General features: G+C 49.2%; 1 protein-coding gene. It reads left to right on the top strand.

The window, feature by feature from the left end; translation table 11 throughout:
- Nucleotides 1-37 precede the first annotated feature (37 nt).
- Nucleotides 38-423: sialidase family protein (locus C1I97_RS40890; protein WP_220040912.1), on the top strand; the 386-nt coding region annotated here is incomplete at its 3' end.

The following is a 423-nucleotide window of genomic DNA, read 5'->3' as shown; positions in this document are numbered from 1 at the left end:
TTTCAGTACTCAACTATATAAAGCAAACAATCATCCAATGCTCCGTTTGGTCGGCGGTGTAACGCATACGGGTGCTCCTGCCACTTCCGTTTGGATCACGAGCAATGGAAATGATTGGTTCGGACTTGACTTGGCCGCCGGAGCCATTCCCGCGTCAATGGAAAAAGGGGCTTTGGTGCAAACTCCATCGGATGGTAACTTGTACTATTATGCCACTGAACAAGTCGAAGGTATAAAGCGAGTGGCTGTGGCATATTCGACTGATAAGGGCATCACATGGAAACGTGGAGCCGCCGATATTACGTTGCCGGCCGATCCTTTCTACACAGTCGGCTACCCGTTGCCGTTCGTCTGTGCTTTTGATGCTGGGGCTTACAATATATATCAGTTGGGAGGCGTTAGCTCTTCAGGAACATTCTTTTC

This window comes from Streptomyces sp. NTH33 (assembly GCF_003236365.1).
Classification (GTDB): Bacteria; Actinomycetota; Actinomycetes; order Streptomycetales; family Streptomycetaceae; genus Streptomyces.
This window is presented reverse-complemented; position numbering and strand designations above follow the sequence as displayed.